The organism is Streptomyces spiramyceticus (assembly GCF_028807635.1).
Classification (GTDB): Bacteria; Actinomycetota; Actinomycetes; order Streptomycetales; family Streptomycetaceae; genus Streptomyces; species Streptomyces spiramyceticus.
Genome location: NZ_JARBAX010000001.1, coordinates 4,224,600 through 4,248,451, shown reverse-complemented (window position 1 = coordinate 4,248,451; position 23,852 = coordinate 4,224,600). Strand labels below are relative to the sequence as shown.

Below are 23,852 nucleotides of genomic sequence, written 5' to 3'. Positions count from 1 at the left end.
CGTGTGGACCTCAAAGCCCTTCAACGGTAGAGCGGATCACGCCACTGTGTGAGCAATTCGTCACACAGCGCACTGGAAGGCGTACGCCCGTGATCCCGACCACCCCCACCACCCCCACCACACCCACGGCCCCCCACCTCCACCTCGAACTCCTCGCCGCCCCCAAGGCCGTCCCCGAACTCCGCCGCGCCGTGCGCGAGCACCTCGGCGCACCCTGTCCCGACGTTCAGCTCTGCGTCAGTGAGCTCCTCGCCAACGTCATCACGCACGTCGGCGAAGGCACCCCCGTAACCCTCCGCGTGAGCGGAACCGGCGACCGTACCCGCGTCGAGGTCACCGATCCCGACCCGCGCGCTCTGCCCGTACACCTGCACGCCGCCGAGGACGCCGAGTCCGGGCGCGGCATGGCGCTACTGGCCGCCGTGGCCCTCCGCTGGGGCGTCCAGCAGAGGGCCGGCAGCAAGACCGTCTGGTGTGAGCTGCGCGCGGCGACGGCCCCGTAACCACCAACTACCAGGGCAGTTCCCGCACCTGCTGCACGCACAGCACGATGAACAGCAGCCCCGCCGCCGTCAGCATCACGTTGCTCAGGATGCCGTTCCGCCACTCCGCCGGTGTACGCGAGGAGTTGAGCAGCCACACCAGCGTCAGCGCCAGGAACGGCATGAAGAACGCGCCGAGCACGCCGTACACCACCACCAGCCCGAACGGCTGGTCCAGCCACAGCAGCGCCATCGGCGGGAACGTCAGCCACAGCAGATACGCGCGGAAGGGCATCGAGCGCTCCTTCACCCCGGCCGCGACCTCCTCCACCGTGCCCTCGTCGACCGGTGCGCCCTTGCGGTCGCGCTGGAGCCGCTCGACGAAGTCGGCGAACATCAGGCTCACGCCGTGCCATACACCGATCAGCGACGAGAACGAGGTGGCGAAGAAGCCGACGAGGAAGAGCTTCGCGGTCGCCGCGCCGTACCGGTCCTCCAGGATCTTGCCGAGGTCGATGAGGCCCCTGTCGCCCTTGGTCAGGGCGAGTTGGGAGGAGTGCAGCAGTTCCGCGCCGACGATCAGCATGGCGACCACGAAGATGCCGGTGGTGATGTACGCGACGCGGTTGTCGAGCCGCATCACCTTCATCCAGCCGGAGTTGGTCCATCCCTTCGCGTTCACCCAGTAGCCGTACGCCGCCATGGTGATCGTGCCGCCGACGCCGCCGATCAGACCGAGGGTGTAGAGGAGCGAGCCGTCCGGGAGTACGGGCGCCAGGCCCGCGAACGTCGCGCCAATGTCGGGGCCGACGCGTACGGCGACGTACACGACGACTACGAACATCACGCCGACGAGGACCGTCATGACTTTCTCGAAGACGGCGTACTGGTTGAACCAGACGAAGACCAGGCCGATCAGGCCCGTAATGATCGCCCAGGTTTTGAGGCTCGGGCCGTCCGGGAAGAGCGCGACTATCGGCAGCGCGGACGACGACATGGCCGTCGCGCCGTACACGAAGCCCCAGATGACGACGTAGACCGCGAAATAGACCGTGGTCCACTGGCCTAGGCTGCGCCAGCCCTCGAAGAGCGTGCGGCCGGTGGCGAGGTGCCAGCGGCCCGCCGCCTCGGCGAGGGAGATCTTGACGATGCAGCCGATGACCGCGGCCCACATCAGCGTGTACCCGAACTTGCTGCCCGCGATCAGCGTCGCGACCAGGTCACCGGCTCCGACGCCGGTCGCGGCGACGACGATGCCGGGGCCGATGTACTTCCAACTGGACTTGCGCGGCTGGGAGATGGCCTCTCCTGTGCCGCTCGCTGTCGTGCTGCCTGTCATCTCCGGCGTCCTCCCGCTCGTCCCCGATGGTGATCCAGGTCAAGGTCACCAAAGCCGGGCCGGGTTGTTCGCGCAAGAGGTACGACGCCTTGTGGCCGATCCTCACTCTTGACCGGGTCATGCCATGCGCCCACCATGTGCGCAGCACCCGCACGACATGCGTCGCACTGAGCACACCCCCCACACTCCCCACCCAGGAGACAGCATGCGACTTCGCATACGCGGAAGAGGGCCGGCGACCCTGGCCGCCCTCGTGGCACTCGCCGTGGCCGCGCCACTCACCGCGAGCGCGACCACGGCAGGGGCGGAACCCGCCCCGGCCGCCACCGCAGAGGAAGTGACCAGGCAGTACGAGATCCACGGCCCGGCCACCGCCGCCGACCGGACCGCCGTCGCCGCCACCGGCGTCTCGGTCGACGAGGCCGACGACCACTCGGTCGTCGTCAGCGCCAACGCCGCGCAGCTCAAGCGGCTGAAGGCGCTCGGATACGCGCCGAAGGCGCTGCCGGGGCCGCCCGCGCGGACCAATGGGCTGGCCGTCGAGCCGTTCGACTTCCCGCCCGCCGACTCGCGCTATCACAACTACGCCGAGATGAACACGGAGATCAACCAGCGTCTCCAGCAGTACCCGAACATCATGAGCAAGCGCGTCATCGGCAAGTCGTACCAGGGCCGGGACATCGTCGCCATCAAGATCAGCGACAACGTGGCGAGCGACGAGAACGAGCCCGAGATCCTCTTCACCCACCACCAGCACGCGCGCGAGCACCTCACCGTCGAGATGGCGCTGTACCTGCTGCGCGAACTGGGCGCGGGCTACGGCTCCGACTCCCGCATCACCAACGCCGTCAACGGCCGCGAGATCTGGATCGTGCCGGACCTCAACCCGGACGGCGGCGAGTACGACATCGCCTCAGGGTCGTACCGCAGCTGGCGCAAAAACCGGCAGCCCAACTCCGGTTCGTCGTACGTCGGTACGGACATGAACCGCAACTGGAACTACAAGTGGGGCTGCTGCGGCGGCTCTTCGGGCTCGTTCAGCTCCGAGACCTACCGCGGCCGGGCCGCCGAGTCCGCCCCCGAGGTCAAGGTCGTCGCCGACTTCGTCCGCTCCCGGGTGGTCGGCGGAAAGCAGCAGATCAAAGCGGGCATCGACTTCCACACGTACAGCGAGCTGGTGCTCTGGCCGTTCGGCTACACCAATGCCGACACCGCGCCCGGCATGACGCAGGACGACCGCAACGCCTTCGCCGCAGTCGGCCAGAAGATGGCCGCGAGCAACGGCTACAAGCCCGAGCAGTCCAGCGACCTCTACATCACGGACGGGTCGATCGACGACTGGCTGTGGGGCAACCAGAAGATCTTCGGCTACACCTTCGAGATGTTCCCGAGCGGCTTCGGCGGTGGCGGCTTCTACCCGCCCGACGAGGTGATCGAGCGCGAGACCAGCCGCAACCGTGACGCTGTGCTCCAGTTGATCGAGAACGGGGACTGCATGTACCGGTCGATCGGCAAGGAGCAGCAGTACTGCAGCGGAAGCTGAGCAACTAGGGGGTGTCCGGTCGATCTCCGTGGGAGAAGGAGCGGGGCTTGGTGCGTGCAGCTGCAAGGCGGAGGAGGGAGGCGACGCGGAGCGTCGCCGACCGACGACAACGCCGCAGATGTGCGTGCCAAGCCCCGCTCCTTCTCCCACGGAGATCGACCGGACACCCCCTAGCCTCCGCGACCCGCCAGATAGAAGCCGAGTACCGGGGCGAGCTCCGCGAACCACTCGTGGAGCTTGGCCTGGTTCCGGGCCAGCACCGCGCCCTCGTAGAACCGGCCGTCGGGAAGCACGACGGCCACCATGAGGACCAGGCCCTGCGGACCCTGCTTGAAGTGAACGGTCTGAATGTCTCGCCAGGGGAAGTCGGCGGTGGCGCCGTTCCATTCGAAGGAAACGCCTTCGGCGTCCACAACGACCGCGTTCCTGCGGTCCGCCGCGAGGAATTCCGGGCCGGGGGCAGGGGCTGGGGCAGGGGCAGGGGCTGGGGCAGGCGCCGGTGCGCCAGGCATCTGCGGCGCGTACGGCGAAGGGGCCGCGTACGGCGAAGGGGCGTACGGCTGCTGCGCCTGCGGCGCGGGGGCGTAGGCCGGGGGCGGCGGGCCGAAGCCTTGCGGAGGCGGCGGATACGAGCCCGGGCCCAGTGCCGCGCCAACCTGATATCCGGTCTGTTCGTCCATGCGTCCAAGTATGAGTGCCCCGGGTTCCACGGATCCCGGGGCACCTTCGTACATAGCGGAGAGCTCGTCAGGAAAAGTCACGCGTTCGGTCTCCGCACATTCACCCAAGCACGGCGAGGGAATCGATCTCGATCAGGAGCCCCTTGGGCAGTCCGACGTATACGGTCGTACGCGCGGCCGGCACCTCCTTCAAGTCCGCGAAGTACTCGTTGTACAGGGCGTTCATCTCGGCGAAGTGGTCGACGTCGGTGAGGTAGACGCGCATCATCATCACGTCGTCCCAGGTCGCGCCGCCCTCCTCCAGGATCGCCTTGACGTTGGCAAAGGTCTGGAGGGTCTGCTCACGCAGCGTCACACCGGCGGGCGTCGGCGGCCGGCCCTCGACGGCGGGCAGGAAGCCGACCTGGCCGGCGACCTGGAGGATGTTGCCCTTCTTGACGCCGTGCGAGAACTTCGCCGGCGGGGCGGTGTGGGTGGCGGGGGTGAGCGCGATCTTCTCGGTCATGCGTGGTCCTTGCCTGAGTAGTCACGGCTGATCGCGTCGGCGGTGCGGCGTACCAGCGGGAGGAGGGTGAGGAGTTCCTCGGCGGTGACGACGACATTCGGTGCGGACACCGACATGGCGGCGACGACCCGGCCGTCCGCACCGCGGATGGGGGCCGCGACGCAGTTGATGGACTCCTCGTGGCCGCCGAGGTCGGTGGCCCAGCCCTGTTCGCCCACGACGGCCAGTTCCTTGAGGAAGGCGCCGGCGTTCGGGGTCGAACGGGACGTGTAGGTGGGGTAGTCGAGCTTTTCGGCGATGGTGCGGCGCTCGGCTTCGGGGAGGTCGGCGAGGAGCAGTTTGGCGACCGCGGCGACGGTGATCGCGACGGGCTTGCCGATGCGCGAGTACATCCGGACGGGGTAGCGGCTCTCGACCTTGTCGATGTAGAGGACCTCGGCGTCCTCGTACACGGCGAGGTGAACGGTGTGCCCGCACTGCTCGTTGAGCGCGGCGAGGTGGGGGTGCGCGATCTCGCGTACGTCGAGGTTCTCGACGGCCTCCTGCGCGAGCGCGAAGAGGCGGGCGCCGAGGCGGTAGCGCTGGTCCTGCTGCCGGTAGACGAGCCCGTGCTCGTGCAGCGTGCGGAGCAGCCGGAGGGCGGTCGACTTGTGCACGCCCAGCCGCTCGGCCACCTGGCCGAGGTCTGCGGGCCCCTGCGCGAGCAGCGGCAGGATGCTCAGCGCGCGATCGACGGTCTGGCTCATGGCGTACGTACCTCCTGGTCGGCGGCGCCCGTCCAGCCGGGGCCGAGACGAAGTGTCCCCCAGGCGGTCTCGTCGAGGGCGGCGAGACGGTCGGCGTGTGCGCGGGCAGGGGGCGTACTGAGGTCGCCGGGGACGGTGAGGGTGGCGGCGGCCATGAGGTGCCCGTGCCGGATCCGGTCGCGTACGGGCAGGCCGCGCAGGGTCGCGGAGAGGAACCCGGCGGCGAAGGCGTCGCCGGCGCCGACGGGGGCGACGACGTCCACGCGGAGGCCGGGGACGGTGGTGGGGGCGTGATCATCGGTACCGCTGTTCCCGCCGTAGACCGTGGCGCCGGTCGCGCCCTGCTTGACGACCAGGACGTCCGGCTCGGGCAGGGCTGCGCGGATCTCGGCGGAGCCGCGCAGGCCCCAGGCGGTCTGCGCTTCGTCCTCGCCGACGAAGACGAGGTCGGCGGCGCGGGCGAGGTCGAGGAGGAGGTGGGCGTCGGCGTTCTCGGGCCAGAGGTTCGCGCGGTAGTTGACGTCGAACGAGATGAGGGGGCGGCCGGAGCGGCGGGTGGCGACCAGGCTGCGTACGAGAGAGAGGCAGTCGACGGAGAGGGCGGCCGTAATGCCCGAGAGGTGGAGTACGCGGCCCGAGGTGAGCTGGTCGAGCGGCATGTTGTGCGGGGACATCGCGGAGGCCGCGGAACCGGTGCGGTAGTAGACGACCTCGAAGCCGTCGGCGTCGCGGTCAGTGGCCGTACGGAAGTAGATGCCGGTGGGGCGGTGCGGGTCGCGCTGGACGGCGGAGGTGTCGACTCCGTACGCGGCGACGGTCTCCACGAGGTGGTCGCCGAAACCGTCGGCGCCGACCCGGCTGACCCACCGGGCGCGGTGGCCGGCGGCGGCGAGGGCGCAGGCGACGTTCGACTCGGCGCCGCCGATGCCGCGCTCGAAGGAGGGTACGTCGGCGAGGCGGCCGGGACGGGACGGCAGGAAGGTCACCATGGACTCGCCGAGGCAGACCGCGTCCATGTCCGCGTCCACGTCCATGTCCGCGTCGACGACGTCAACGTCCACCACGTCAACCTCGTCCACCACAATCAAACTCCTCACCATTGACCCTGCTTGGGCTCGGATGTTAGACAGCGCCAAGCGAAACGCGCAATGGTCGTTGCAGATACCGCAACGACACTTACCGAGGAGGCTCCCTCATGGCCGTAGGCAACCCGGTCGTACAACTCGCCGACGAGCGCGTCGACCACCGCTTCAAGGCGCTCCCGCCGGACGCGGAAGGGCTGACGGTCGGCGAGCTGGCGGCCGAGCGGCGCAACCTCTTCACGGGCGGGTTCACCACCCCCGTGCTCGCCCTTTCCGCCGAGTCCGTCGAGCACAACCTCGCGCTCCTGGAGATGTACGCCGAGCAGCACGGCCTCGCGTTCGCCCCGCACGGCAAGACGTCCATGTCGCCGCAGCTCTTCGAGAGCCAGCTCGCGCGCGGCGCGTGGGGAATCACCGCCGCCGTTCCGCACCAGATGCGGGTCTACCGTGCGTACGGCATCCAGCGGATCTTCCTCGCGAACGAAGTCGTCGACGCGGTGGCGCTGCGCTGGCTGGCCGGGGAACTGGACGCCGATCCCGATTTCCGCTTCGTCTGTTACGTCGACTCGGTGCGCGGCGTCGAGCTGATGGACGAAGCGCTGCGGGCAGCCTCCGCCTCGCGACCCGTGGACGTCGTGGTCGAACTCGGCGCGGGCGAGGGGGCCCGTACCGGCGCCCGTACGGCTGCCGACTGCGCGGCGGTCGCGGACGCGGTGGCGGCCACGGCGACGCTGCGGCTGGTGGGGGTCGCCGGGTACGAGGGCGAGGTGCCGCAGGCGGACGCCGACAAGGTCCGGGCGTGGATGCGGCAACTCGTCGGGATCGCGGTGGAGTTCGACAAGGCGGGCCGCTTCCCGGCCGGGCTCGACGAGATTGTGATCAGCGCGGGCGGGAGTGCGTGGTTCGACGCGGTGGCGGACGTCTTCGCGACCGTCCCCGAACTCTCACTTCCGGTACTGAAGTTGCTGCGCTCGGGCGCGTACGTCTCGCACGACGACGGCCACTACCGCCGCATCACCCCCTTCAACCGCATCCCGGACGACGGCACCCTCCAGCCCGCGTTCCGCCTCTGGGCGCAGGTCGTCTCGCGTCCGACGCCGGAGCAGGCGTTCGTCAACGCGGGGAAGCGGGACGCGGCGTACGACTTGGACCTGCCGGAGGCGCAGGTCGTACGGGACGCACGCACCGGCGAGATCCGCCCGGCGACCGGCATCACGATCACCGGGCTGTCGGACCAGCACGGGTGGGTGCGGACGGGGCCGGGTGCGGAGCTGGAGGTGGGTGACTGGGTGGGCATGGGTCTCTCGCACCCGTGCACGTCGTTCGACAAGTGGCAGCTGATTCCGCTGGTGGAGGCGGACGGAACGGTCACGGATTACGTCCGGACGTTCTTTTAGGCGGGGGGTGGCGGGCGGTTCGGGCGCGGTGCGGGTGCGGTGCGGTTGCAGAGCGGGCGCGGTGCGGTTGCAGAGCGGGTGCGGTGCGGTTGCAGAGCGGGTGCGGTGCGGGTTGCCTGCGGCGCATTCCCCTACCCGCCCCTTCCCGAAACTGGGGGCAGGCCCCCAGACCCCCGGATGCCCTCATTTCAGCCCGTCCGGCGATTGAGGACGCGGGGTCTGGGGCGGAGCCCCAGTTCGGGAAGGGGCGGGGTGGGGAAACAAAAAGCTTCGCCGGACACGCCCCCCCACCACAGAGCCCGGGGCGGCGCAGCCCCCGTATGCAAGGGGGACTGGGGCCCCAGAAGCGAGAGGCAACACCAATGGACCTGGTAATCCGCGACGCCCGCGTCATCGACGGCACCGGCACCCCCTCCTACCGCGCAGACATCGGCATCAGCGACGGCCGCATCGCCGAAATACAGCGCGAGGGCGGCGGCCCCCGCCTCACCGCCCCCCGCACGCTGCAAGCGACCGGCCTGGCCCTCTCCCCCGGCTTCATCGACATGCACGCCCACAGCGACCTCGCCCTCCTCCGCGACCCGGACCACAGCGCCAAGGCCGCGCAGGGCGTGACCCTCGAAGTCCTGGGCCAGGACGGTCTCTCCTACGCACCCGTCGACGACCGCACGCTCACCGAGGTCCGCCGCGCGATCACCGGCTGGAACGGAGGGGGCCCCTCCCGCTCGACCGAAGCCGAGAGTGGGGGAGGTTCGGACATCGACTTCGACTGGCGGACGGTCGGCGAGTACCTGGACCGCCTGGACCGGGGCATCGCCGTCAACGCCGCGTACCTCGTCCCGCAGGGCACCGTCCGTATGTACGCGGCGGGCTGGGACGACCGCCCCGCGACCCCCGCCGAGCTGACCCGCATGAAACAGCTCGTCGCCGAGGGCATGGAGCAGGGCGCCGTCGGCATGTCGTCCGGCCTGACCTACACCCCCGGCATGTACGCCGACGACGCCGAACTCACGGAGCTGTGCCGGGTGGTGGCGCGGTACGGCGGCTACTACTGCCCCCACCACCGCTCCTACGGCGTCGGCGCCCTCGCGGCGTACGAGGAGATGGTGACCCTCAGCCGGAACGCCGGCTGCTCCCTCCACCTCGCCCACGCCACCATGAACTTCGGCGTGAACAAGGGCAAGGCCCCGGACCTCCTGGCCCTGCTCGACAAGGCCCTCGTCGACGGCGCGGACATCAGCCTCGACACGTACCCCTACACGCCCGGCTGCACGACGCTCGTCGCGATGCTGCCGAGCTGGGCGAGCGAGGGCGGCCCCGAGGCGATCCTCGCCCGCCTCCGGGACGACGCGACCGCCGAGAGAATCCGCCACCACATGGAGGAGATCGGCGCGGACGGCTGCCACGGCGTACCCATCGAGTGGGACACCATCGAGATCTCGGGCGTCAGCGACCCCAGCCTGGCGAGCTGCGTCGGCACAACCATCGCGGAGTCCGCCGCCCTGCGCGGCGAAGCCCCCTGGGCCACGGCCCGCCGCCTGCTCATCGACGACAGCCTCGGCTCGACGATCCTCCAGCACGTAGGCCACGAGGAGAACGTGCGGCAGATCATGCGCCACCGCGTGCACACGGGCGGCAGCGACGGCATCCTCCAGGGCTGCAAGCCGCACCCGCGCGCGTACGGCACCTTCCCCCACTACCTGGGCCACTACGCCCGCGACCTGAACATCCTCTCCCTCGAAGAGACGGTCGCCCACCTCACCTCCCGCCCGGCGGCACGCCTGCGCCTCCCCGACCGGGGCCTGATCCGTGAGGGCTACCGGGCCGACCTGGTTCTCTTCGACCCGGCCACGGTCGCGGCGGGCTCCACCTTCGAGTCGCCGCGCACGCTGCCGGTCGGCATCCCGTACGTCCTGATCGACGGCAAGTTCGTGGTCGAGGACGGCCGCCGTACGGACGTCCTGGCGGGCCGCGCGATCCGCCGCACCAAGGGGGTGGCGTAAGCGGCGGCGTAACAGGCCGAGCCCCGTAACCCCCTTACGGATGTTGTACGTTAACCAGGCATCAAAATCTGTATTGCACGAGACCAAACGGCACGGCACTGCACTGCATGACACGGCACGGCACGGCACGGCACAGCCCACGGGGGAGACATGGGGCGCCTGAATTGAATGGCCTCCTCCGGGGGACCGCGGTAGCGGCGATGGTCCTCGCGAACGCGCTGAACGCCTACATCGCGTTCTGGGCGCTGCATCCGCCGCAGGGCGCATGGGACGAGAGCAGCCTGACGGCGATGGAGGTCGGCTCCTTCTGCGTGATCCTCATCGGCGTCACGACCCTGCTGATCGCAGCCCTCCCGGTGATGCGCCGCGCCCTGAGCGGCTGGTGGCTGGCGCCGCCGGCGGTGTTCGTCGTGCTGGGGATGGCGCGCTGGTCGTACATCGCGACGAACTACCCCCAGACGAACGGCGCCTGACCCAGCCCTGGCGCAAGACGCTGGGACATGTTTCCGAGACGGCAGGCCATTCTGCGGCTCGTTGGATCTCCCTACGGTTGAGGACATCAACCCGAACGTCCCAGGGAGACTCCCCATGCGCGCTGTTGTCCAGAAGTCCTTCGGCGGTCCCGAAGTACTCGAAATCGTCGAGACCGAGCGACCCGAGCCGCTCGCCGCAGAGGTCCTCGTACGGGTCCACGCGAGCGCCGTGAACCCGGTCGACGTGGCCGTCAGGTCCGGCGCCTTCCCCCTCCTCGGCGAGCCGGTCTTCGGCGTCGGCTGGGACATCTCCGGCGTAGTCGAGGAAGCCGGCCCCGGGGCCCGGTTCAAGGTGGGCGACGAGGTGTACGGGATGCCGTTCTTCCCCCGGGCCGCGACCGGTTACGCCGACTACGTCGCAGCACCGTCGCGCCAGCTGGCCCGTAAGCCCGCATCCCTCGACCATGTGCACGCCGCCGCGCTCCCCCTCGCCGCGCTCACTGCCTGGCAGGGCCTGGTGAACGCGGCGAACGTGTCCGCCGGCGACCGGGTGCTGATCCACCGGGCGGCGGGCGGCGTCGGTCACCTCGCGGTGCAGATAGCGAAGGCGCGCGGTGCTCATGTGATCGCGCTGGCGAGTGCTGCCAAGCACGACTTCGTACGGGGTCTCGGAGCCGACGAGGTTATCGACTACCGGACCACCGACTTCACCGAGGCGGTGACGAACGTCGACGTGGTCTTCGACTCCAACTCCCAGGGCGAGCGTTCCCTGAACGTGCTGAAGCCCGGCGGCATGCTCGTCAGCATCATGGAGCACGGGGACCGGGAGCTCGCCGCCAAGGTCGAGGCGGCCGGGTACCGCTTCGCGGGGATCTCGGTGGAGCCGGACTACGCGTCGTTGGAGGCGATCGCCGAGCTCGTCGACGCGGGGCGGATCCGCCCGTACGTCGGCGAGACGTTCCCGCTGGCCGAGGCCGGCAAGGCGCATGAGGTGGTCGGATCTGGGCGTGCGCAGGGCAAGATCGTACTGACCGTCGTCTGAGGCAGTCTCGGGCGGCCATGAGGAGGGGGAGGACGTTGGACATCCTGACCGAAGCTCTGGCGTCGATGCGCACCGGGCGTCCGACGTCCGTCCGTACGGAAGGCCGCGCGCCGTGGGGGTTGCGGCTGCCGTCCGTCGCGGGGGCGGGTTTCCATGTGGTGCTGCACGGCTCGTGCTGGCTGATCCCGCTGGAGGACGAGGAAGCACCGGCGCGACGACTGGAGCCACTGGAGCCGCTGAAGCCGATCGCGCTGAGCCCCGGCGACGTGATCTTCCTGCGCGACGGCCGCGGCCACATCCTCGCCGACGATCCCGCCACACCCGCCGAGGAGGAGAGGCCGGAGCATTTCCGTCCGGGTTCGCCGATCGCCACCGTCTCGATGGGCGGCGACGGCGCCCGTACGAGCCTGCTGTGCGGCAACTACCACCTGGACCAGGGGCGTCCGCACCCCCTGGTCCGCCAGCTGCCCGAGGTGATCCACCTGCCGACGCGGAACGGACGCCATCCCGAGCTGAGCGCGGCGGTCCAGTTGCTCGGCGCGGAGCTGGAGAACCCGCGGATCGGATCGGACGGCATTGTGCCGACCCTCATCGACTCGCTCCTGCTCTACATCCTGCGGGCCTGGCTGGAGGCCCAGCCACCGGCAGCCGCCGCCGGCTGGGCCGCCGCGCTCGGCGACTCGGCGGTCGCCCCGGCCCTGGCGGCCATCCACGAGGCCCCATCGGCGACGTGGACCGTCGAGGCGCTGGCCGACCGGGGAGGCCTCTCCCGCGCGGCTTTCGCCCGACGATTCACGACCCTCGTCGGCGAACCGCCCATGGCGTATCTGACCCGCTGGCGCATGACAACGGCCGCCAGACTGCTGCGCGAATCCGACGCACCGCTGACGACCGTCGCCTCCCGCACGGGATACGGCTCCGAGTTCGCCTTCGCGAAAGCCTTCAAACGCGAATACGGCACGGCTCCCGGCGTATACCGCCGGGAGGCGCGGGCTGCTGCCTGACAGAGGCTGACGCTCAGGCGGCCGCAGGCCTGGACACCGTGAGGAGCACCGGCCCCGTAGGTCCCGTCTCCCTCACCGCATCGATGAACACCTCGGTCGCCCAGGCGGCGACGTCCAGCGACCACTCCCGCACACCGCACCGGAAGGCCGGACCGTGCCGCAGGCCTTCCGTCTGCAACTCCCCGGCCAGCGGCAGGGACAGCCCGGCCCGTGCGGTGCCGTCGTCGGCCGGTGAAGCCTCGATGGTCATGCATCCGTACGTACGGTCCAGGGCTGAGGCGAGAATGCCGGCCATGCGCCCGGGCAGGTCCGCTCCCTCCGTACCGAGGACGGACAGGGTGAACTCACCGGACTCCCCGCCCTGTTCCGCCAGGGAAAACCAGTCAGCCGCGTTGGCAAGGTCCGCGCGGCTGTCGACAGCCAGGTCCATCGGTGCCAGCGTGTGCAGTCCCGTGAGCTGGAACTGGCCCACGCGATGGAGTACGTCACCGAGAACCGTGGCAGCCGGAAGGACCGGCAGACGCTGCCCACGCGGATCGCCCGGGACGTCGACCTGGAGCCAGGCCAGCTGCCGAACGCGTCCGTCCTGGCTCCAGTCGCCGCCTGCGTCGTTGTGGCCCCAGCGCCCGGTTTCCGGGCCTCCGGCGTGGAACGAACTCCACCCGTAGGCCATGGTCCGCTTGACCACGAGGCTGAAGGTGTCCTCTTCGAGCCCCTCGTCCTCGTACGCCCGACGAATCCAGGGCTTCAGGCCGAGGACTCCGTGAACACCGAGGATCATGGTCGATTCCGAGCCCGGTCCCAACAATGCAGTCTCCTAGAAGGCCCCGCACCAGAGTGTCTTGGTCGCCGTGATGGCCTTCTCCGGCGAGTCGGCGACACCAATGAGGTCGACGTCGATACGGCTGCGCCACTTTACCTGCATGACCCGGTTCGTACACGTCTTGCGGGCATTGGCCCGGTTGACGCTGCCACCGCCGGACTTCACGGTCTTGGAGCCGGTCGCGACCGTCTTCCACTTGTTGTCCCGGTAGTCCAGCGCCTGCAGCTCGATGGTCACCTTCGCCTTGGTGCCGGGCCCGCTGATCTTCTTCCACCATCCGTGCGCGGACGCGGTGGCGGGCGCCGTGCTGGAGATGTGAACGTGGTCGCCATTGGTGACGAACACCCCCGGCTCGGGCGGAGCCGCCTGCTCGGCAGCGCCCGCAGGAGCCGCCGCCCCGAAGGCAAGGACAAGTGCGGACGATGCCGCGGCGGCAACGATGAATTTGCGCATGACTCATTTCCCCCTGAAGACAAAACAACCATGGTCAGTGGTTTGTGCGATCAACGTACAAGATCAAGAGACCTCCGCGCAGGGAAAATTGGGAACAGACGACCGAACGCGCAGCCCACGGCAGGCCCTCACTCGATGAGTTGAAGAAAGCGCTGATTGCTCGGCCGCGCCTTGTCCGGCCCGACCACGGCGTCCCAGTGCCTGCACGTCACACCGATGAATGTCCGTACGGACTTCACATCCGCCTGTTTCCAGCTTTCGAAGCCGTACAGCCAGGCCCTGGCACGCACGGGAGCGATCCCGCTCTCCATGAGTCGTACGGCGGTGTACGCCGCATCCACCCAGGCGGGCCCGAGAGCGGGCATGGCCCAGTCCACCAGGGAGGCCGAGCCGTCGTCGCTGATCAGGATGTTGTGCGGGTTGGCATCCGTATGAAGCAGATGGTCCCCACGCAACAGACCAGCCTCCCCCGGACACAAGTACGCCCGGAATCTGGCTGCGAGCTGCGGAAAGGGCAACGCCGGAGCCCTGAGCAGCTGCATCCTGCGCAACAGAAGCGCCACGGAATCCAGATCGGGCGATCCGGGGCTCAGGTCCGCATGGCAGCCGTCGACGTAGTCGAAGACGAGGCAGTACCAGCCACCCGCCTGGATTCCCGCCCATAGAAGGCGGGGGCCGACACCCGCGACAGCGGTGTTGACCCGGGCTTCGACCGTCAGCGCGCCGACCCCCGCGCTGTCCGTCAGAAGTACACCCTTGAGGAAGACGGCCCCGGCCCGTTCAGTGTCCAGAACGAGCGCGGTCGAGCAGTTGAGCCCTTCCTCGACCACCTCTGCCGCGACCACACGGCCCGTCCGCAGCTCAACGGCCTGCCGAACGTCGTCAGGAAGTTCTTCCCACTCGACATGCGGTCCCATATGTCCCCTACCCCTGAGTCGCGCCGCACTTACGACAACGCTGCTGCCCGCTCCACTGCACCCACTCGTGGTCGCACTCACTCAGTGTGTGTTGCATCAGGGACACCCTTCCCTCGTCTCTACTCGGCGCTTCGGCGACTCGGCACGGCGCACCGCCAGCAGCGCCCAGGTGCTCTTGCCGCCCTCAGCGCGACGCGTCCAACCCCAGTCGGAGCTGAGCGCATGAACCATCGCCAGCCCCCGTCCGCATACGTCCAGTCCCGCATCTGCGACGGGACTGGGCGGCTCATCACTGGCATCCCGCACCTCGACGAGGAGCAGTCCATCGCCGTATGTCGCGGTCAGCCCGATGTCGTCTCCGGCGGTATGCACCAGAGCGTTGGCGACAAGTTCGTTCGCGACCAGAAGCGTGTCGTCGATGGCTCTGGGGATGCGCCAAGCCACCAAGCAACGCGACAACTCGTCTCTGACTCTCGCGACTTCGGACACCTCGCGCTTCAGCCCTATGGCCATCCCTTGCGTAGCCGACTCGACAAGTGGGCGTGATCTCGGCTCGACTGTTGTCACTCCCTTGTGGGGGCGTCTCATGTGCTCGGCTTCCTTCCTGCGTCCGAGAGGTTGGGCGGACACAAACAGGCAACCGTGGTGCAGCCCGACTGGGTATCCCATGAGAGACCTCAGGCTGGTCAAAGTGGTAAAGGCTCGTTTCCCCGCTACGCCTCCACACGCATGGGTACGGTCTAGCCAATTGCCCACCCTTGCAGGGGTATTGCGGCTACTTTCGTCGTTCTGCGCGGGCAGCAGCCTGACAGGCTCAAGCCCTGAGATTCGGCAAGGTGGCAACAGGCCATCGGACATACGAGGGCGCATCATGGCGCGTACACGAAATGAGCATCTCGCAGCACTGCTGGCGGAAGCGGGCTGGTCACGGGCCCAGGCAGCGGCTGCATTCATTCGCGTTGCCCAAGAGAGCAAGTTGGACGACTTCACCCATATTGGACGCGGGCACATCACCATGTGGGTGGGCGGGACCATGCCTTCGGGTCAGGCACCCATAGTCTTGTGCCAGGCACTGTCCCGCCGCCTGAAGCGTCCAATCACCCCGGAGGAACTCGGGTTCTCAGATCCCACCCCTCCCACTCAGAGCGCACTGGACTGGCATATCGACCCATTGATCGTGCTGCCCGACCTCGGGAGATCCGATTTGAACGCGGACCGGCGAAGCCTTCTGACAGGCGCGGTGTACTCGATCACTGCACTGGCGCTGCCGCGAGAAGACTGGTGGGTGGAGATGGCCTCCAGCCAGCCCCTCAGCCCTGTCGACTCACGACGGGTAGGGCGCGGAGACGTGGCAATCGTCCAGGACATGACGGCAGCCTTTTCGCGGGTCGATCAGCAGCGCGGCGGGGGCCACGGTCGGCGAGCTCTCGTCGAATATCTGCGTACGGATGTCACCAGCTTCCTGCACGGCCATTTCGCGAGCGAGCACGTACGACGGGAGATGTATTCGGCAGCGGGTGAACTTTCCTACCTGTCGGGCTGGATGGCGTTCGACAATGGTGACCACGCGTTGGCCCAGAAGTACTTCACCCTGGCGGTAAAGCTCGCGGCGCAGGCCGACGACCCGCCATTGAGCGGTCACATCCTGCGCGCGATGGCTCACCAAGCCATCGATCTCGGCTTCCATCAGCAGGGCCTGGACCTCGCGTCTGCCTCCATGGAAGGGCAGCGCTACGCAGCAGCCACGCCCCGGGAGAGAGCGCTGCTGGGCGTCGTGTACGCCCGAAGCCTCGCCGCCATTGGCAAGAAACGGGCTGCTGCGAAGGCCCTGCTGAACGCCGAGGACGATCTGTCGTCAGCGGGGCCGGGGATACAGGAACCAAACCGCACGTTCTTCTTCGCGGAGGCTTCGCTGGCTCACGAGACGGCCTGCACTTTGCGGGAATGCGGAGACCGCGAAGGCGCTGTCCGTGAGTTCAATCGCAGCGTACGGACCCGCAAGGCCACCACCTTCCGCCGGACCCACTTGGTGACGCTTGGCTATCTCGGGGCGGTTCAGGTGGCCGGGGGAAGGGTTGAGGAGGCATGCGCGACATGGAGCCGAGCGCTTGATGCGATGGAGGACGGCGTCTATTCGGGTCGCGCCCGGCAAGCGGTCATCGATATCCGCCGACTGCTTTCCCCGTACCGGAACCGAGGAGTGCCCGCTGCGGCCCGGCTGAGCGCCCGCGCGACCGGCTATCTCAGCCAAGTAGATTAACCGCGCAACGTCGAAGAATGAGGAGGGCGCGTGACTCAGTCGCTGGAGATCAAGCCCATTGGCACGGTGGTCGGAGGGCGCGTTGAACCCACCGACGACCACTGGGGCGGGACCACGTCGATCATCCGTCTCAACCCCGGCTTCCCGGTCGAGTCGGTGCAGGGGATCGAGGAGTTCTCGCATCTGGTGGTGACCTGGCATTTCCACAAGGCCTCGCCCGACGACGTCGCCCTTCACGCCCGCAGCCCGCGCAACAACCCGGCCTGGCCGGCGACCGGCACCTTCGTACACCGCAACCACCGCCGGCCGAATCAGCTGGCCGTGAGCTTCCCCCGGCTGCTCAAGGCCGACGGACTGGATCTGCACGTGACCGACCTGGACGCCATCGACGGGACCCCGGTCTACGACCTCGCCCCGTACTTCGCCGAGTTCGGACCGCGCGGTGATCAGCGGCAGCCCGCGTGGCCCGGCGAGATGCTGGGGGATTACTGGGCGCCGCCGCCCCGGTGAGATCCGGGATTCGGGGCTCGGGATCCGAGCGCCTTCTTAACGGAATGGGTGGTCGGCTCAACCCACCCACCCTCCCAATTGGCCCCCGTGGCACCGAAGGTGACTTTTCGTGATCGGCTTGCCACGGGGTGTTGCGAGCGCTTAGCGTTCGCGACAACAAACAACCCCGACCAGGTGTTAGCGCACCTGACCGGGGTCTGACCTACAAGATCCGTGGAGCGATCTCGTGGCTTCTGAAGACTTTAACGCTGCCCTGCCCGCGTCCGCACACCCCCTGGCCAAGCCGGGGTACGGCAAACGCAACGTCCCCGGGCAAGCGGTGCGACGCAAGGGTGAGTTCGATCATCTGCCCGCCCGAGAGGCGGCCATCGCCGCCTACCTGGACCGGTTGCCCGAGGGCGCCGCGATGGACGTGAAAACGCTGGCCAAGCACCTGCCCCGGTACGGACAGCAGGCGGTTGCTTCCGCGCTCGTTGCTCTCACCCGCGCCGGGCACCTGCGGCGGCTGCGCGTGCCGCTCGGCGAAGGGCTGACCCAGTGGGTGTTCCACACCTACTTCAGCCGCACCGCGCGCGACCGCGACTGGTGGCTGCGGTTCCTCAGCGGCGACGTACCGCCGGAGGAGGCGGCGGCGCCGGCCGTGCGTTCCGATGCGTACGGCGCGCTTGCCCAATTGGGCGGCTGCGATGTGCGGCTGACGCTGTCCGCCGCGGAGTGCCTCGCGCTCGAAGAGCTCGCCGCGCAGTGGCTTGCGCGGGGAATCACCCCGGACCAGCTGCTGCGGTCGCTCTGCGCCGGGCTGCCGGATCAGGTTCACTCTCCCGGGGCCTTCGTCCGACGCCGACTGCGGGACAAGATGCCGCCGAGTATGCCCGTACGGCCCGCTGTGCCGGGGCCTTCGCGGCGGCAGGTCCTGGTGGAGTGCGCGGAGTGCGGCGCACCCGGGCTGCCTGAGCTGTTGCCGGACGGGCTGTGCAAGAGGTGCCGGGGAGACGGCGGAGGGGGCGAGTCCGGCTGCGAGTCCGGCGGCCATGCGGAGGATGTACGTCGGAGAGTGGCGGCGCTCAGGGCGTGTCTTTGACCGTCGCCCCTCGCCCAGGGCCGACCGTCCGGGCGGGCGTCAGTTGCCGGACGCGTACATGTTCTAGGTTTGCGTTCATGTCAAACAGCCACCTCAGCAGCCTGTTCGAGGACCTGCGCGCCGATGCCGTGCGCGACGCCGCCGAACTGCGCGAGCTGTACCAATTGCCCGGTGAAGCCGCCGTACGCAAGCAGATGGACCGCCTCACCGACAAGACGCGGCAGCTCATCGCGTGCGCCTCGCTGGTGTTCATCTCCAGCGCCGATGCCGAGGGGAACTGCGACAACACTCCGCGCGGCGGGCCCGCCGGGTTTGTGTCCGTGCTTGATGAGCGGACGCTGGCGATACCGGACGCCACCGGCAACAAGCGGCTGGACACCTGGCAGAACGTGCTGGAGACCGGCCGGGTCGGGCTGCTGTTCGTCATACCCGGCCGCACCAGCACCCTGCGCGTCAATGGTCGCGCCTGTGTGTCCGCCCGGCCGGAGCTGCTCTCTCAGCTGACCGCCGTGGGCAAGCCGCCGGTCAGCGCGCTGGTGGTGGGCATCGAAGAGGTGTACCCGCACTGCCCCAAGGCGCTGCTGCGCAGTTCCGCGTGGAAGCCCGAGGAGTGGCTGCCCGCCGATGCGCAGCCCAGCTCGGCCGAGGTGACTCTCAGCCAGTTGCGGATGCCCGGTCTGACCATCGACGACGTCCTGCAGTCGGAGGCGGACTCCCTCAAGTACCGGTACGAGTAGAGGCGAGTAAGGGATTGACATTCGAGGTGCGTCAATCGGCGTGATCTTGGTGTTGGACCCGGGCAGGTGGCCCGCGGTGGAATGTTCGCGGCCGGTCAAGCAGGGCGGCCCTGGTCGGAGGGACGGTTGTGAGCGACGACATCTTCTGTACGCAGGCGGGTTGGGTACTCGGGCATCGCGCTGTGCCGGGCGTCGTCGCCGTCCTCGGAATTCCTTACGCCGCCCCGCCGTTCGGCGCCAATCGGTTCCGCGAGCCACGCCCCGCAGCGGCGTGGAGCGGTGTCCGGGACTGCGGCCGGTACGGTCCGATCGCCCCGCAGTCGGCCGAGCTGCCGGGCTCGCCGACCTGGTCGCCCAGTCACGAGGACATCCTCAGCGTCAATGTCTGGACGCCGGATGCCGATGGGCGGCGCCTGCCCGTTCTCGTCTGGATACACGGCGGTGCCTACACCTTCGGATCCTCCGCCCAGCCCGACTTCGACGGCACCGCGCTCGCCCGCGCCGGGCTCGTCGTCGTCACGCTCAACTACCGGCTGGGGTTCGAGGGGTTCGGCCGTATACCTGGCGGTGGAACCTCCTTCCCGGACAACCGGGGGCTGCTGGACCAGGTCGCCGCCCTGCGCTGGGTCCGCGACAACATCGCTGCCTTCGGCGGCGACCCCGGCAACGTCACGGTGGCCGGGCAGTCCTCGGGGGCCGCTTCCGTCGCCTGCCTGATGGTGATGGAACGCGCCCGCGGTCTGTTCCACCGCGCCATCGCCCACAGCGTCGCCAGGCCCTGCTACTCGCCCGGACTCGCCGACGCGACCACCCGCGAAGTCGCCGCAGCGGCGGGCTGCCCCGCCACCGCCGAGGGGTTGGCTGCTGCGACCCCGCAGGCGCTGGTCCGCGCCTCGGACCAGGTGGTCGACAGGTACCGCAAGGACCCCAGTTCCGGTAACCGCCACTACGACCCCGTGATCTACGCCCCGGTGGTCGACGGCGATGTCCTCCCTCATGACCCGCTCGCGGGCGTGGCCGCCGGTGCCGCCGTCGGCGTGGATCTGCTGGTGTGCCACACCACCGAGGAGTACTGGCTGCTCGACGCCGTCGGCAGCAGCGCCAAGGTGACGACGGATGAGCAACTCGCACAGTTCGCAAAGGACTTCGGGCTGCCTGACGGCCTGGTCACCGGCTACCACGACCTCATGCCCGACGCCCCGGTGCTCAACGTCTACCTCGCGGTCTTCGGCGACCTTCTCTTCGGCGAGTACAGCAGCCGGCTCGCCGAGCAACACGCCAAGGCTGGTGGCCGCGCGTTCATGTCGCACTTCGCCCGTCGGCGTACGGGGACAGAGGGGGCGGCGGCGGTACGCGCCTGGCACTGCGCGGACATTCCCTTCGCCTTCGGGAACATCGACGACGAGCGCCTCGCATTCCTCATCGGCGGCCCGCCCAACCCCGCGGACCACCGGCTGTCACGGTCGATGGTCCGGGCGTGGGCCGACTTCGCCGCCACCGGCGACCCGGGCTGGGCGCCGGTCGAGGACGCCACCACCCCCGTCAAGATCTGGAACACCGACGACGGTCTGGCGTACGACGAGCGGGTCGGCGTACGTGCGCTGTGGAGCCCTGCCGAGTTCCCGGTGATGCGTCCTTGACGTCAGTCGGGGCATCGGGCGGCGGCCACATGCCTGTTCCCGCCGCCCGATGTGCCAGCGTCCAGTCGGGGTTGCCGGTTACTTCTCCGGCAGCCGGTCCAGGATCCAGCTGCCCAGTTCCGGCGTCATCTGCGAGTGCATGGTGTTCGTTGACGAGCACATGAACTCGTCGAGGTCGCTCTCGTCCTGCGAGAGCGCGCTGACGGCCTCCTGCAGCGTCTCCGGGCCGATGTCCCGGATCGAGACCGCGCTGATCGTCGGTACGAAGCAGATCGAGGGGTGGTACGCGACCGCCTTCATGCCCAGCAGCGGTTTCGTCAGGTTGTGCGCGGCGATGCCGAACGACTCCAGCATGCCGCCGGCCGCCCCGTCCAGCGCCGGGAGGCCTGCGCCGCCCACCTCCTTCTCCTGGAGCAGGCCCTTGAGGTAGGCGACGACGACCGAGTCGTCGGGGGTCTGGCTCCGCAGGGTGGTGGGCGTGAAGTAGCCCTCCGTGCACTCCAGCGCCTTCGCGCCGGGCGGTACGCCGTTACCGCGGCCACGGCCGTCGCCGTTGGCCACCGCGATCTTGTGCGGCATCATCGGCCACTCCCCCGCCTCGCGCAGCGCGAGGCGGAATTCACGGCGCATCCGGTCCTCGGCCGGCGTGCCGTCCACGGTCGACATGTGCCGCCACAGCAGTTCCCGCGAGGCGGGGCTGTTGATCTGCCTGCTCAGCTTCGGGATGCCGGTCATGAAGTGGGCGAGCGCCTGGAGGGAGACGGGGATCCACGCGCCGCGGTGCGGGGTGTCGTAGCTGAAGTACAGCGACGTCTCGTGGTCGACCCGGTCGAACTCCATTCTGGCGAGCGCGTAGCGGGTGATGAGTCCGCCCATGCTGAAGCCGCCGACCGTCAGCGTCGCGGTGCCGGAGCGCTCGGCGATGGCCTTGAGGATGCAGGCCCGCGCGACCTTGGCGTTGTCGAGGAGCGGCGCGGAGCGCTCTTCGTAGCCGAGGAGGATCAGGTCGTAGCCGCGGTGGGAGAGCTCGGTCGCGAACGGGTAGTTCTTGTTGTTCAGTCCGTCCCAGAACTCGTCCATGTCGGACCGGCCGGAGTTGAACCCGTCCGAGATGATCACCGGCTTCTCCAGCCGCGTACGGTCCTTCGCGTAGTACACCCGCGCGAAGCCGCCCAGTCTGGTGCGCTCGGCCGGGAAGATCCATTCGGCGTCGGGGGCGGGAGCGGCCGGCACGGTCGCAGCACCTTCGCGATCCCACAAACCCCAAGTCTGAACAGGCAGTTCGCTCATGACACACCCTTCTCATGCACATGGAATGGAGTGACCGTCACGCTGCGGCGAACCTAACCTGCCGACGGCCTCACCCGGGTGTGTGCGGGAGCAATGCCTCGAAGTTGGCCGATACCGGACCGGCCCGTCACGGCGCCGCCGGTACCCCGGCGGCGCCGCGTCACACGCCTACGGCTTGGGAAGTACGCAGCCGGGGCGGGTCAGGTCGATCTTGTTCCCGGTGCCGATGCACGCCACGAAGCCGTACGTCTGCTGGGCGTAATTGATGCCCTTGCGCACGGTGACGTTTCCGCTCTCGTCGACCTCGCACGGGTTGTTGTCCGTGCAGCGGGCGCCGTCCTCGTTGCCCGTGTTGTTCACGGCGACGACCTTGCCCGTGGCGGTGTCGATCACGGGCGAGCCCGAGGTGCCGCCGATGGTCTTGCAGGCGGAGGTGTAGCGGACCGAGTCCTTCCAGGTCCACGCGCCTTCCTTGAGGCGGTACGCGAAGCCGTCGATGCTGCAGCTGTAGATCCGCTTCCAGTAGCCGGAGACGACCTTGATGGCCGTGCCCTGCGCCGGGCGGGCGGCGTTCAGCTCCAGCGCCTTGATGCCGTAGCTGTTCTGTATCTGGGCGTACGTGGTGGTGAGTTCGTACAGCGAGGCGTCTGTGTCGGTCATCGTCGCGTACGCGATCTTGCTTGCGCGGAGCGTCGCGACCTTACTGCCGGAGGAGTTGAGCAGGCTGAAGGTACGGGAGGAGGGCTGGTCGACGATGACCTCGCCCGGGCCGGGGAAGCCGGTCTCCAGGCAGTGGCCGTTGGACAGGACGAGCGCGGGGTCGTCCGGCTGGGAATCGGGCGTACGCACAACAGAGCCGGAACAGTTGCTGAGCGCCACCGTTCCGGCGAAGTCGACCGCCTTGGCGGCCGGTTGGGGCTTGACGAGAGTCTCCGCGGCTGCGGGCGCCGCCCCTGCTCCGAGGAGAAGGAGGGCGAAGAGCGCGCCGACGAGAGGCTTCTTCATGTGGGGGTCCCCTCTTTGTTGCCTCTGTGACCGAAGTTGCGCAACCGGAGTTGCGCTCGGTTTGTCATGGGCATTGTTGGGGGATTCGGTGCGGCGGACAAGACCCCTGGAGCGCAGCCGATTCGGGCTATTGCGGTTCGACGATCTGCCCGATCTGCTCGGGCCACCCTGGTCGCCAACGCTCCACGTAGTCGGCGAAGTCGTCGCACCGGTAGGCGGGATCCAGCGGCCTCAGGCGTATCTGTTGCGGCTCGTCCGCTGCCCACCACACCTCGAACCGAGTGACCGTTCCTTCAACGGGCCACCGCTCCTCGGCCCTTGTCCTCGGCAGGTGAACGACATCGACGAAGCCGCCCACGTCAAGCCCGATGTCCACGAAGATGCCGATCACCCCGGGCTTGGGCACTTTGACGACGGTGCCGGTGAAGACCTGGCCGAAGCGCAACTCACCACGGATCCGGCGCCACTGCGCGTCGCTGATCACAGCGTTGCGTCGACTCGCGTCGAGCGGCTGTACAGCACCACCATTGCCGTCACCGCCGCCGCCAGCAGCGCGTACCGGCGCCCGCAGGCGTGCCGGGTCACCTGTCGTGGCCCTTGCCGGGGGCGTCGGGGGCGGCGGGGGTGCCACGTCCGGGGGTGCCACCGGTGCGGACGACGCCGATCAGCACGGCCACGTATTTCATGAGGCGGTTGCGGCGCCCCGACGCGTCGACGAAGACCGCGTTGTCCTGGTGGCTCATGGGCGCGGATTGTAAGGACTTCGGGGCGCCGGGAGTAGCTGGGGCCGATAATGGGGCATATCGACCACCGCTCGGGCCGATGAATAACCTTTCACGC

General features: G+C 68.8%; 25 protein-coding genes. 12 read left to right on the top strand and 13 right to left on the bottom strand.

Annotated elements, in window-relative coordinates; genetic code table 11:
- The first annotated feature begins 89 nt into the window (after nt 1–89).
- Nucleotides 90–503 carry an ATP-binding protein gene (locus PXH83_RS19590; protein ID WP_274561674.1) on the top strand — a complete coding sequence of 138 codons (414 nt, stop codon included), beginning with the start codon at nt 90–92 and terminating at the stop codon, nt 501–503.
- A gap of 7 nt (nt 504–510) precedes the next feature.
- Here PXH83_RS19590 and PXH83_RS19585 read toward each other — a convergent pair whose 3' ends face one another.
- A complete protein-coding gene (locus PXH83_RS19585; RefSeq protein ID WP_274561673.1) occupies nt 511–1,821 on the bottom strand; it encodes an Nramp family divalent metal transporter in 1,311 nt (436 codons plus the stop codon).
- A 205-nt stretch (nt 1,822–2,026) separates the two neighbouring features.
- Here PXH83_RS19585 and PXH83_RS19580 point away from each other — a divergent pair, with 205 nt between their 5' ends.
- Nucleotides 2,027–3,364 (top strand): M14 family metallopeptidase, encoded by a 1,338-nt coding sequence (locus PXH83_RS19580; protein WP_274561672.1) that lies wholly within the window; start codon nt 2,027–2,029, stop codon nt 3,362–3,364.
- Between the two features lie 170 nt (nt 3,365–3,534).
- Here the strand turns inward: PXH83_RS19580 and PXH83_RS19575 are convergent, their stop codons facing one another.
- From PXH83_RS19575 to PXH83_RS19560, 4 genes are all read right to left on the bottom strand, one after another.
- Complete coding sequence (locus PXH83_RS19575) at nt 3,535–4,044, bottom strand: hypothetical protein (protein ID WP_274561671.1); 510 nt, start codon at nt 4,042–4,044, stop codon at nt 3,535–3,537.
- Nucleotides 4,045–4,144: 100 nt separating this feature from the next.
- Complete coding sequence (locus PXH83_RS19570) at nt 4,145–4,549, bottom strand: RidA family protein (RefSeq protein WP_274561670.1); 405 nt, start codon at nt 4,547–4,549, stop codon at nt 4,145–4,147.
- Complete coding sequence (locus PXH83_RS19565; RefSeq protein ID WP_274561669.1) at nt 4,546–5,295, bottom strand: IclR family transcriptional regulator; 750 nt, start codon at nt 5,293–5,295, stop codon at nt 4,546–4,548. The genes PXH83_RS19570 and PXH83_RS19565 overlap by 4 nt, the downstream gene beginning before the upstream one ends.
- Nucleotides 5,292–6,329 (bottom strand): sugar kinase, encoded by a 1,038-nt coding sequence (locus PXH83_RS19560; protein ID WP_274562909.1) that lies wholly within the window; start codon nt 6,327–6,329, stop codon nt 5,292–5,294. Before PXH83_RS19560 ends, PXH83_RS19565 begins: the two co-directional genes overlap by 4 nt.
- Nucleotides 6,330–6,490: 161 nt before the next feature.
- On the opposite strand from PXH83_RS19560, the gene PXH83_RS19555 reads away from it, so the two are divergent.
- From PXH83_RS19555 to PXH83_RS19535, 5 genes are all read left to right on the top strand, one after another.
- Nucleotides 6,491–7,774: an alanine racemase gene (locus tag PXH83_RS19555; RefSeq protein ID WP_274561668.1), complete on the top strand. Its 1,284-nt coding sequence runs from the start codon at nt 6,491–6,493 to the stop codon at nt 7,772–7,774.
- Between the two features lie 320 nt (nt 7,775–8,094).
- Nucleotides 8,095–9,777 (top strand): N-acyl-D-amino-acid deacylase family protein, encoded by a 1,683-nt coding sequence (locus PXH83_RS19550; protein WP_274561667.1) that lies wholly within the window; start codon nt 8,095–8,097, stop codon nt 9,775–9,777.
- Between the two features lie 164 nt (nt 9,778–9,941).
- A complete protein-coding gene (locus PXH83_RS19545) occupies nt 9,942–10,250 on the top strand; it encodes a hypothetical protein (protein ID WP_274561666.1) in 309 nt (102 codons plus the stop codon).
- Between the two features lie 115 nt (nt 10,251–10,365).
- Nucleotides 10,366–11,292: an NADP-dependent oxidoreductase gene (locus PXH83_RS19540; RefSeq protein WP_274561665.1), complete on the top strand. Its 927-nt coding sequence runs from the start codon at nt 10,366–10,368 to the stop codon at nt 11,290–11,292.
- 35 nt (nt 11,293–11,327) lie between these two features.
- Nucleotides 11,328–12,296 (top strand): AraC family transcriptional regulator, encoded by a 969-nt coding sequence (locus PXH83_RS19535; RefSeq protein ID WP_274561664.1) that lies wholly within the window; start codon nt 11,328–11,330, stop codon nt 12,294–12,296.
- A 13-nt stretch (nt 12,297–12,309) separates the two neighbouring features.
- On the opposite strand, the gene PXH83_RS19530 is transcribed toward PXH83_RS19535, so the two are convergent.
- From PXH83_RS19530 to PXH83_RS19515, 4 genes are all read right to left on the bottom strand, one after another.
- On the bottom strand, nt 12,310–13,077 hold the full coding sequence (locus PXH83_RS19530) for a hypothetical protein (RefSeq protein ID WP_274561663.1): 768 nt from the start codon (nt 13,075–13,077) through the stop codon (nt 12,310–12,312).
- A 36-nt stretch (nt 13,078–13,113) separates the two neighbouring features.
- On the bottom strand, nt 13,114–13,572 hold the full coding sequence (locus tag PXH83_RS19525; protein ID WP_274561662.1) for a hypothetical protein: 459 nt from the start codon (nt 13,570–13,572) through the stop codon (nt 13,114–13,116).
- A gap of 128 nt (nt 13,573–13,700) precedes the next feature.
- The gene (locus PXH83_RS19520; RefSeq protein ID WP_274561661.1) at nt 13,701–14,489 is read right to left on the bottom strand and encodes a phosphotransferase; all 789 of its coding nucleotides are present in this window, start codon (nt 14,487–14,489) and stop codon (nt 13,701–13,703) included.
- Between the two features lie 96 nt (nt 14,490–14,585).
- The gene (locus tag PXH83_RS19515) at nt 14,586–15,002 is read right to left on the bottom strand and encodes an ATP-binding protein (protein WP_338054721.1); all 417 of its coding nucleotides are present in this window, start codon (nt 15,000–15,002) and stop codon (nt 14,586–14,588) included.
- Between the two features lie 358 nt (nt 15,003–15,360).
- Here PXH83_RS19515 and PXH83_RS19510 point away from each other — a divergent pair, with 358 nt between their 5' ends.
- From PXH83_RS19510 to PXH83_RS19490, 5 genes are all read left to right on the top strand, one after another.
- Entirely contained in the window at nt 15,361–16,749 is a 1,389-nt protein-coding gene (locus PXH83_RS19510) for an NsdA family TPR-like regulatory protein (RefSeq protein ID WP_274561659.1), read from the top strand.
- 30 nt (nt 16,750–16,779) lie between these two features.
- The gene (locus PXH83_RS19505) at nt 16,780–17,259 is read left to right on the top strand and encodes an SAM-dependent methyltransferase (protein WP_274561658.1); all 480 of its coding nucleotides are present in this window, start codon (nt 16,780–16,782) and stop codon (nt 17,257–17,259) included.
- A 226-nt stretch (nt 17,260–17,485) separates the two neighbouring features.
- Nucleotides 17,486–18,340 carry a hypothetical protein gene (locus PXH83_RS19500; RefSeq protein ID WP_274561657.1) on the top strand — a complete coding sequence of 285 codons (855 nt, stop codon included), beginning with the start codon at nt 17,486–17,488 and terminating at the stop codon, nt 18,338–18,340.
- A 77-nt stretch (nt 18,341–18,417) separates the two neighbouring features.
- Nucleotides 18,418–19,077, top strand: a complete 660-nt coding sequence (locus tag PXH83_RS19495; RefSeq protein ID WP_274561656.1) for an MSMEG_1061 family FMN-dependent PPOX-type flavoprotein — start codon at nt 18,418–18,420, stop codon at nt 19,075–19,077.
- Nucleotides 19,078–19,205: 128 nt separating this feature from the next.
- Complete coding sequence (locus tag PXH83_RS19490) at nt 19,206–20,717, top strand: carboxylesterase/lipase family protein (RefSeq protein ID WP_274561655.1); 1,512 nt, start codon at nt 19,206–19,208, stop codon at nt 20,715–20,717.
- Nucleotides 20,718–20,795: 78 nt separating this feature from the next.
- On the opposite strand, the gene PXH83_RS19485 is transcribed toward PXH83_RS19490, so the two are convergent.
- The 4 genes from PXH83_RS19485 to PXH83_RS19470 all read right to left on the bottom strand — a co-directional run bounded on the left by PXH83_RS19485 (nt 20,796) and on the right by PXH83_RS19470 (nt 23,755).
- Complete coding sequence (locus PXH83_RS19485) at nt 20,796–21,950, bottom strand: esterase/lipase family protein (protein ID WP_274561654.1); 1,155 nt, start codon at nt 21,948–21,950, stop codon at nt 20,796–20,798.
- A 225-nt stretch (nt 21,951–22,175) separates the two neighbouring features.
- Nucleotides 22,176–23,012: a S1 family peptidase gene (locus PXH83_RS19480; RefSeq protein WP_274561653.1), complete on the bottom strand. Its 837-nt coding sequence runs from the start codon at nt 23,010–23,012 to the stop codon at nt 22,176–22,178.
- Between the two features lie 127 nt (nt 23,013–23,139).
- Nucleotides 23,140–23,496 (bottom strand): hypothetical protein, encoded by a 357-nt coding sequence (locus tag PXH83_RS19475; RefSeq protein WP_274561652.1) that lies wholly within the window; start codon nt 23,494–23,496, stop codon nt 23,140–23,142.
- Nucleotides 23,497–23,593: 97 nt separating this feature from the next.
- Nucleotides 23,594–23,755 (bottom strand): hypothetical protein, encoded by a 162-nt coding sequence (locus PXH83_RS19470; RefSeq protein WP_274561651.1) that lies wholly within the window; start codon nt 23,753–23,755, stop codon nt 23,594–23,596.
- Nucleotides 23,756–23,852 lie beyond the last annotated feature (97 nt).